Origin of the sequence: Leptotrichia sp. oral taxon 215 str. W9775, from assembly GCF_000469505.1 — a bacterium.
In the GTDB taxonomy this organism is placed as follows: domain Bacteria; phylum Fusobacteriota; class Fusobacteriia; order Fusobacteriales; family Leptotrichiaceae; genus Leptotrichia_A.
In genome coordinates this window covers 1-11,213 of the sequence record NZ_KI272873.1, presented here as the reverse complement: position 1 = coordinate 11,213, position 11,213 = coordinate 1, and the positions used below count along the sequence as shown (strand labels likewise).

General features: G+C 35.2%; 2 protein-coding genes. Both read left to right on the top strand.

Annotated elements, in window-relative coordinates; translation table 11 throughout:
• The first annotated feature begins 320 nt into the window (after positions 1-320).
• The gene (locus HMPREF1984_RS09905) at positions 321-4,631 is read left to right on the top strand and encodes a PolC-type DNA polymerase III (RefSeq protein WP_021767860.1); all 4,311 of its coding nucleotides are present in this window, start codon (positions 321-323) and stop codon (positions 4,629-4,631) included.
• Between the two features lie 292 nt (positions 4,632-4,923).
• The coding region (locus tag HMPREF1984_RS09900) for an autotransporter-associated N-terminal domain-containing protein (RefSeq protein WP_021767859.1) at positions 4,924-11,213 on the top strand (6,290 nt) is incomplete at its 3' end.

Below are 11,213 nucleotides of genomic sequence, written 5' to 3'. Positions count from 1 at the left end.
CAAGATTTGGAGTAACAGTAAATGCAGGTTATGACACTAAGGGAAGTAACATAAGAGGAGGAATTGGATTTAGAGCGATTTACTAATAATTCCTTATTCAAAGAAAAAGTTTCTATTTAAAATATAATTTTAATTAAGAAATTAAGTAAAAATATGAAAAATGCCGTCAATATTATATTGGCGGTATTTTTTTTTCCTCATATGTATTATAGGGATAAAATAAACTCTAACCAAAAACTTTTGTAATAATTTTTTGGATATTGTATAATATAAAAAATAAAATTATAAAATAAAAACTAGAAAGCAAAGGTAATGATAGAATGTCAGCAAAGTATTTAAAATTAAAGCCGTCAAATGATTTTACGGCAAAGTATGATATGAAAAGTTTCAAGATAGAGCATATAAATCTGTTTTCAAAAAAGAGGGCAATGGAAATACATGTTAAAGTAAATGACTATAACGCAAATGAAGAACTGGCAGATTTGCGTAAACTGTTATACAAAAGTCTTGGTACAGCTCTTCAGCTCAGCATAAAAATAACTGTTGAACCTGAAACGCTTGAAAGAGATGTGCAAGGTTTCATAAGATTCATTATTGATAATTATAAGTCTGAAAGTGCAAGACATCAGTATATTTTTGCCAATTATGAAGTGGATAATATTGAAGATAATATTTTTATAAAACTTCCGTCAGAACATCTGATAGAGCATGGAAGAAATTCTGATATATTGAGAGAACTGAAACAGAGAATATACAATGCCACAGGAAAAAATTTTAATCTGGAATTTACAAGTGGGGATTTTGAAAAAATTCATAAAATGATTGAAGAAAAGAAGAAAAATCTGGAAAAGGCTGTGAAGGTGGAGGAACTTCCTGTATTTGAACCACCAAAGGAAGAAACGAAGGAAAAATGGAATGGAAATAAGGGAAATACATTGCATAGCGATTACAGAAAAAAAGTGTCTGACAGAAAAGCCAGTGATTTCAGTGTGCTTGACAGCTTGAACCTGAATGAGGAAATTGCTCTTGAAGGGCATATTTTCCACATAGATATTTCAGAAACAAAAAATGGAAATACAAAATGTGACTTTATAATTACCGATTATGCAGATTCTATAGGATGTAGAATTTTTCTTAAGAAATCCGAAGATGTAAAAATAGGTCTGAATGACTGGGTGAAGGTAATTGGAAGACTTGAAGCAGACAGATTTAATGGGGAATACTACATAAATACAAAGAAAATTGACAAGATAGAGCCTAAAATGAAGGCTAGAAAAGATAACGCAGAAAAGAAAAGAATAGAACTTCATGCCCATACAAATATGAGTGAAATGAGCGGAGTAGTTTCTGCAAAGGACTTGGCAAAGAGGGCAAAGGAATTTGGTCATGAAGCAATTGCAGTTACAGATTTTGGAGTAGTGCATTCCTTTCCTTTTGCATACAAGGAATCAAATGATAATTTTAAAATAATTTTTGGAGTGGAAGCCTATGTTGTTGATGATGAGCAGGATATGATAACAAAGCCGTCAGATAAACTGATAGAAGAAGAAGTTTATGTTGTATTCGATATAGAAACGACAGGACTTGACCCTTATAATGACAAAATAATTGAAATTGGAGCAATTAAATTAAAAGGAAAAGAAATAATAGATGAATTTTCTGTGTTTGTAAATCCTGAAATGAATATTCCTGAAGAAATTACAAGGCTTACAAATATTACAAATGATATGGTGAAGGATGCTGACAATATTGAAAAAGTATTGCCTGAATTTTTAGAATTTTGTAAGGATACAACAGTTGTTGCACACAATGCCAAGTTTGATGTGGGATTTATTAATCAGAAGGCTAAAAATCAAGGGCTGGAATATTCCCCAAGTGTTATTGATACATTGCACTGGGCAAGAGTTCTGCTGCCTGATCAGAAAAGATTTGGACTTAAGAATGTAGCTAACTATTTTAATATTTCCCTTGATAATCACCATAGGGCAGTGGATGATGCAAAGGCAACTGCTGAAATATTTCAGAAATTTTTAAATATGGTGCTAAGTAGGGGAATATTAAAACTTACAGAAATAAGTAGGGAACTGGAGACAAATATACAGAATGCCGAAACTTTGAACACAATGATTCTTGTGAAAAATCAGGCAGGATTAAGGGATCTTTATGAGCTTATATCTAGAAGTCATATTGAATTTTTTGGAAACAGAAAGCCAAGAATACCTAAATCACTGCTAAATGAAAAAAGGGAAAATCTTCTAATTGCAAGTTCGGCATCGGCAGTATTTGGAAATAACGGTGAGCTTGCGAATATGTTTATACGTGGATCGGATTTGAAAGATATTGAGGAAAGGGCAAAATTTTATGACTATATTGAAATACATCCCATGACAAATTATGTTGATCTGGAAGGAACGGGAGATATTGAAAGTCTTGATAAAATTGTGGAGATGAATAATTATTTCTACAATCTTGGTAAAAAACTGGGGAAAATAGTAGTTGCAACAGGAGATGCCCATTATCTGGAAGAAAGGGAAGCGGTTAACCGTAGTGTGCTTATTTTAGGAAGCGGAATGGGTCGCCGTATATTTTCTTACGATAAAAGGCTATTTTTCAGAACAACTGAAGAAATGCTGGAAGAATTTTCATATTTAGGTGAAGACAAGGCATATGAAGTTGTTGTAGAAAATACTCATAAGATAAATGATATGATAGAAAAAGTAAGACCTATACCTACAGGATTCTATCCGCCAAAAATAGAGGGGGCTGAAGAAGAAGTAAGGCAGATGACTTATGCGAAACTTCATGAACTGTACGGGGAAAATGTTCCTGAACATCTGAAGGAAAGAATAGAAAAAGAGCTGAACTCAATAATTGGAAATGGTTTCGCGGTTCTTTACCTTATCGCCCAGAAACTTGTTAAGAAGTCTCTTGATAATGGATATTTAGTGGGATCAAGGGGATCCGTAGGTTCGTCAATTGTGGCGTATCTGATGGGAATAACTGAAGTTAACGGTCTGTATCCTCATTACAGATGTCCTAACTGTAAACATACGGAATTTATGGAATTTGAAGGGAGCGGGCCTGACCTGCCTGATAAAGTTTGTCCTGAATGTGGAACAAAATATATAAAAGACGGGCATGCAATACCATTTGAAGTATTTATGGGATTTAATGGAGATAAGGTACCGGATATAGATTTGAACTTCTCAGGAGAATATCAGGGAGAAATACATAAATATACGGAAGAATTATTTGGATCTGATAATGTATTCAGGGCAGGAACAATTGCAACATTGGCAGAGAAGAACGCTTTTGGATATGTGAGAAAATATTTTGAGGAAATAGAAGGAAGTCCGGAAATAAGTAAGAGAAAAGCTGAACTTACAAGAATTGCAAAAGGATGTGAAGGGGCGAGAAAAACAACTGGCCAGCATCCGGGAGGAATGATAGTTGTACCAAGTGACAAGTCCATATACGATTTCTGTCCTATTCAGAGACCGGCAAATGATATGAATGCCGAGTCAAAAACGACTCACTTTGATTATCACGTAATGGATGAGCAGCTTGTAAAACTTGATATACTTGGACATGATGATCCGACTACATTGAGAATACTTCAGGATTTGACAGGAGTGGATATTTACAGTATTCCTCTTGATGATGAAAAGGTTATGAGCCTTTTCAGTGGAACAGAGGCTCTTGGTGTGGAACCTGCGGATATTGATTCTAAAACAGGTTCATCAGGAATACCTGAATTTGGAACTTCGTTTGTAAAACAGATGCTTATGGATACGAAACCTAAAACATTTGCGGAACTTGTGAGAATATCAGGGCTTTCCCATGGAACTGACGTGTGGCTGAATAATGCGCAGGAATATGTAAGACAGGGAATTGCTACCTTAAGTGAAATAATAACAGTCCGTGATGACATTATGAACTATCTGATTGATAATGGGCTTGATAAATCGGTTGCCTTTACGATAATGGAATTTGTCAGAAAAGGTCAGCCTACGAAAAATCCTGAAAAATGGAAAGAATTTTCAGAAATAATGAAAAAACATAAGGTAAAACAGTGGTATATTGATTCGTGCGAAAAAATAAAATATATGTTCCCTAAAGGACACGCTGTGGCTTACGTTATGATGGCTGTGAGAATAGCTTATTTTAAAGTTTATTATCCGCTTGAATTTTATACGGCATTTTTAAATAGAAAGGCCGCTGATTTTAAAATGACAGCCATGTTCAAGCCTGTGGATGAACTGAAAAGGTCAAAAAAGGAGCTTGATGCAAAAGGAAACCTTAATGCAAAGGAAAAACAGGAACTGTTCCTATATGAAATTCTGATTGAGATGCATTATAGAAAGATTGAGCTTATGCAGATAGATATTTATAAATCGGAAGCCACTTCCTTCACTATTGAAGATGGAAAGATAAGAATGCCGTTAATTGCAATGGACGGACTTGGTGAATCAGTTGCGGTTAATGTTGTAAATGAAAGAAAAAAAGGAGAATTTCTATCAATGGAAGATCTTGTAAAAAGAACAAAATTAAATAAAACAGTAATGGACTTGCTGAAAACATATGAATGTGTACCTGAATTATCAGCAACAAATCAGCAGACATTGTTTTAAGAGAGAGAAAATGTTTTGAATTAGGAAAAATAAATAGCTCATAGATTTGTAAAAATGCAAGTTTCTCAGTTAAAAAGCAAATAAATTTAATTAAGATTATGTCAAAGGGTATTAAGAAATTGACATAATCTTTTATTTTTGTTATAATTTGCTAAAATAAGTCTTATAGAATAAAAGGATATTAAGATTAATAATGTAAAAAAAATCCTTAAAATAAAAAAACAAAATTAAAATTTAGGGAAGTAAAGAAAAAGCATTAAAAAATTGAACTTTAAGAAAGTTGGAGGTAGTTATGGATAACAATTTGAAGAGAATTGAAAAAGAACTGAGAGCCTTTGCAAAAAAGTGCAAAGATATAAAGTACAATGCAGCGTTGCTGTTTTCGTTCCTGGTTACAGGTTCGTTATCTCTTACATCTAATAAGGGAGACAGTATAGAAACAGCGAAAAAAGGGTTGCAGACATCTATTACAGATATGAAGAAACTGTTTAGGGAAGCTAAAACAGAAAATAACAAATTGATGAAGACATCAAGTCTTGAATTAGTACAGTTAATGGAACAGGGAGATCATGTAGTAAAATCTCCATGGAGTTCATGGCAGTTTGGTATGAACTATTTTTACAGTGACTGGAGAGGAACATACAAAGGAAGAGGAGACAAGAAAGAAAAATATCCATATGAAGGAATATTCCAAAGAGAAGAGAATGTATTTAACAGATATGTATCTCCATTAAGTCCGTTTTATAGCACTTTACCAACATCATCTAATGAAAAATCAGCATCTACAACTTTGAGAAAAGGACTGACTACTCAATATGGTTTAGCAAGTGCAGATCCGGTACCTGAACCAATTGTAAGTCTTGAATTAAGTGCAGGAATAAAACCTAGAAAAGTTGATAAACAACCTTTAAATATAGTACTAGGTCCAGTGAATGCCCCATCAGCACCTGTTCTGTCAGTTGCTGCAACAACGCCGGTAGCTGCGGCACCGCCGACAATTACTCCGCCAACAGTGACATTGAACTTACCAGAACCAAATACTAAGCCATTTAATGATTTTAGTTTTACAACTGGTAGATATGGGGACTATGATACAGGTGGATCAACTACAGCTTTTTTAAATCAAACAGAAGCTTCTGGGACAATCTATACTCTAGGAGTAAATCCCAACAATCCAAATATAGATCCTGATAATTTACAAGCTGGAGATTTGAATAATAAAGCATATAAAGTGCAAGGTGGAGTTGCAACTCCTTCAGGAGGAAAGGTTGCAGCTGCTATTTGGCGTATTAACAGTAAAGGTGGTTCTTGTAGATATGTGTCATCACCAGCAGCTTGTACTACTGGAATAACAGAAGGCGATGAAAATACAGCAGTTGTAAAAGGATTTACCTATGGAGGAGCTTCTGCTACAGATCCAGTTAAATTTTATGTTGCTGGAGATATAAATGATAACGGAACAAACTTACTAGGAACAGCAAATAAAAAAGGTGGAATTGCATTACATACGGTATGGAATGGAACTCTGCATGATATAGAAGGATATTTAAAAGGAAGGGCAGCAATGTTCTCTATTGAAACATGGCATGCACCTAAATTAGTATTTAAAAATATAAAATTAGATGTAGAGGGGAATGAAAATACGATATTTTATATTTATCCTTCATCTTATTATGGAGTAGTTCAAAACTCAGGAGATTATAACTCATTCGCACAAAGAGGAGCATTTATTGGACATGTGGATGCTGACATAAAATCACAAAAAAATGCTATTTACTCGGTAATGGGATTATCAGGAAGTTTTAATATAACAAGTACAGGAACATATAAGCTTGAAGGTGGGAACAACTTAGTTTATTCTGGATTAGGTTATTCTCCAAATTTTCAAAATCTTATAGGACAGGGTGGAAATATAGTTGACATGTATGGTACAGGAATGACACCGATAATAAATCTTAAAACTGCACCTGAATCTTATGGAGATGGAAACGTAATAATGTATTTTAGTGATTTACTACCTGATGCAGCGGCAGGATATCCATATACAACAATTTATAATGATGGTGCTAATAGACATGACAGCTGGAAAAAAACAAAAATAGGAATTCATCAGGGAGAGTTAAAACCAAGTGCAAGAATAGGAGAACAGTTAGCTTTAAATTCATCGGCAACAACTCAAACATCAGAAGGAAATATAGGTAGTGGTGATAATAAATATGTTGAAAACAACGTAGGAGTTTTAGCTCAATCAGGGCAAAGAAAGGGAATAAAACCTTCTACAGATTTAGGAGCAGTTGATCCTACTAATAATTTTGTTTATGTTGATAAAGATGAAGTTCATGCTCTTTATATAAATGATATAGATGTAACATTTGGTAAATATTCAAAAGGAAACATAATGATTGCATCAGAAAGAGGTACACAAGTTGACGTTGCAATGCCTACAAATAGTCATACTGAAGCAAAAAATGGAATAGCATTGAGAACAGATGCAATAGTTGACTATAATAAAAGTCATACTTCATATACGAATGATAATAAAATTGTAAGTTCTGCTCAGGATAGTAGTAATGAAGCGGCAATAGGAACTATAATCGGTTATGCAAAAGGTAAATGGAGTGATTCAACTACACGTATGGGTGGAGTTCATGGAGTAGCAGGAATGTCTTCGGCAACAAAATTAGCTCTTCAGAATGCAAAATCTGAAATAAACTTTGGTGTAGATGTTGAAATGTCAGCTAAATATGCCGAAGTAAATGGTACTAAGTTTAATCCAGTTGCCTATGTGGCAGATGGAGGTAAAATAACTGCTAAAAATACAAAAGCATATGGATACGGTTCAGTAATTGCATATTCAAAAGATGGAGGAGATATAGCAATTACAGGAAACATAGAAGCTAAAGATGAATGGGCGGCAAGTGATGCGGCTACAACTGCAGAAAAATATAAGAATATAGGAGCTTATGCAGATGGAACAGGTTCAAAAGTTACTGTTAGCGGAAATGCTACAATAAATGGACTTGGAGCTTTAGCTAAGGGCGGAGAAGTTGAAATTAATGGTACAGGAAGTGCTATAAATACAGGAGAAAGTGCAGGAATAGCCGCAATAAATGGTGGAACTGTTAAATTTGGAGGAGGAAGCATAAATATTGGAAGTAATGGTGTGGACAACACAACTCCATTCTATGCTGATGCAGCTTCAAAAATTAATATTACAGGTACTACTAATGTAAGTATGAGTAAAGGAACTATACTTGTGGGAGCTGCAAGTGATTATGCAGCGGCAGCTGGAACAACGACAAGATATAACGGAATGGGAAATGTAAACCTGACAGTAACAGGAGATGCAAAAATCGTAAAAAATACAGTGGGAGGGCCTACTGTAACATGGACAGGTTCTGGAAGCCTTGCATCTGATGTTCTGACAACTACAAAATTTGCAAATATTACTGCCAATGCTTCAAATTATAAAGCATACTACTCAGACGGTACATTTGTAATAGGAGGAAATGCACAGCTTGGAAATGCCACAGCTACAGACAGTTTTGACAATGTCCAGCTTGTAAGAGAAAAAGTTACAATAAATCCAGGAGTGAGAGTATATTCAACAACAGGAAAAGGTCTTGGAATGGCATCGTCAACGACAGCAACAAGCAATGCAGATTCAGGATATGACAATCAGGGAACAGTTGAGATAACAGGTGGAGCGTCAAATAAAGCGGCTATGAATGTAAGTTATGGAACAATAACTAACAATGGAACAGTAACTGTTGATGATGGTGTTGGAATATATGGAACAAATGGAAGTAAACTTGAAAATACATCGGCAGGAACAATAAATGTAACAAATTCAGGATATGGAATAGTGGGGATGGCAACAGGTTCATCAGTACAGGCATACGGAAAGGATGCAGGAGCAGCCGGAAAAGCCGTAGAAATAATAAATGACGGAACAATAAATGTTGCAGGAAATAATGGAATAGCAATATTTGCAGATGATAATAAAGGAGTAGGACTGAATGAAATAACAGTGACAAACAGCAAGACGCTTACTTTGGGAGACGGAGGAGTAGGAATTGCGGTTACAGATTCTTCAAATTCAGGAAGTGGAGGAATCATAGATGTTACAGGAACAGGTTCATCAGATATAAAAGTTGGAGCGAACGGAATAGGAATATATGCCCAGAACTCAACAGTAAATTTAAACAGTAACTACGGAATAGAAACAGCAGATGGAGGAGTGGGAATTTATCTGACAGGAAGTTCAGCATTGCCAACATCAACTAATTTAGAATATAAATATTCCGGAAGCAATACAGGAAGAGGAATGGGAATCATATACAATGTTGCAAATGGAACAAATAATACAAATGTAAACCTTGTAAACAGTACAGGGACAACAGGAGGAATTATTGGAATATTTGCAAATGGTGGAGGAACATTCACAAATAATGGAGCAGTAAGCGGAACATCAGCAGAAAAGGAATTTGGAATAATAGGTGAAAATACAGATGTAAATAATGCAGGAAATATAACATTAGGAAATGCATCTGATCCAAATAAACCAAATATAGGAATATACGCAAAAACAAACAATACTGTAACAAATACAGGAAACATAACGGTAGGGGATAATGCTGTAGGAATTTATGGATATGGAGTTAACAATACAGGAAATATAGCAGCAGGATCTCAAGGAACGGCAATATACTCACAAGGTGGAAACATAAATGTAACATCAGGGACAATAACATTAGGTCAAAATTCTGCAGTAGGAGTATATACAGCTGGAACAGGGCAGAATGTGAATGTTGCTAATGGTGTGGCCATGAACATAGGAAACGGTTCATTTGGATTTGCCAATGCAGGACAGGGGAACCATATTACATCAAATGTAAACAGTGTTGATTTAAATGGTAACTCAATATATATTTATTCAAGAGATAATACTGGAACAGTTGACAACCATACAAAACTTATAGCAAACGGAACATCAGGAGACAACTATGGAATTTACTCTGCAGGAACAGTTAACAACTATGCGGATATGGATTTAAGAAGCGGTATAGGAAATGTTGGAATTTACAGTACAAATGGAGGTACAGCAAGTAATTTTGGTGGAATCATAAGTGTAGGAGATTCAGATACATCAAATTCAAGATATTCAATAGGTATGGCAGCCGGATTTGTAGGAGATGCAACAACACCTGCCTATACAGGAAATATTGTCAATGAAGGAACAATAAACGTAAAAGGGAAAGACAGTATAGGAATGTATGGAGTAGGAGCTGGAACAACAGTATACAATGGTACTGCAGCAGGTTCAGCAGCAACAATAAATCTTGAAGCGGACGGAGCCATGGGAATCTATCTTGATGAAGGAGCAAAAGGATTTAACTATGGAACAATAACAACTGTAGGAACACCTAAAAAAGCGGTAGGAGTAGTTGTAAGAAAAGGAGCAGAATTTACAAACCATGGTAATATATATATAAATTCAGCAGGAGGTTATGCATTCTTTAAAGCTGCGGGTGGAACGATAAAGAACTATGGAAACTTTACTGTAACAGGAGGAGCGGCAAAAGAATTTACACCAGGAAATAAACCGACAGGTAAGAAGGTGGGAGGAGTTGAAATAGTTGCAAATCCGGGAGCACTTGATGCCCAGATAATTGCACCTAGCGGACAAATTGTAGCACCTCAGCTGGTTGATTCATTGCCTGAAACAAGGGATGCCTTAACTTCCAATATAGGAATGTATATTGATACATTGAGGGGAACAAATCCGATAACAGGATTGAGTGCAATACAGACGCAGAAAGCAGATCTGATAGTAGGGGCAGAAGCCGCGGTAAATACACGAAGTAAATATATTCAGGTAGCACAGAATATAATAAAACCGTATAATGATGCAATAACAGCAAACCCTCAGATAACAGATTGGAATATATATTCAGGTTCAGCATCATGGATTTCAACAGCGACAATAGATAAGACAACAGGACTTATCCATAATATTTATCTGGCAAAAATACCATATACATCATTTGCAGGGAATAAAGCAACACCGGTAGAAGTGACAGATACATATAACTTCCTTGATGGATTGGAACAAAGATATGGAGTTGAAGAATTAGGAACTAGAGAAAATCAGTTATTCCAAAAATTAAACTCTATCGGAAACAATGAAGAAGTATTAATGTTCCAGGCAATTGATGAAATGATGGGACATCAATATGCAAATATACAGCAGAGAACTTATGGAACAGGAAGACTGATAGACAAAGAAATAACTCATTTATCTAAAGAATGGGATACTAAGTCTAAACAGTCAAATAAAATAAAAGTATTCGGAATGAGAGATGAATATAGTACAGATACGGCAGGAATAATAGATTATACAAGCGATGCATATGGATTTGCATACCTACATGAAGATGAAACAGTAAAACTTGGAAACAGTTCAGGATGGTATGCAGGAGCAGTACATAACAGATTCAAGTTTAAAGATATAGGAAGATCAAGTGAAAATCAGACTATGTTAAAACTAGGAATCTTCAAGACAATGTCACCAGCAACAGA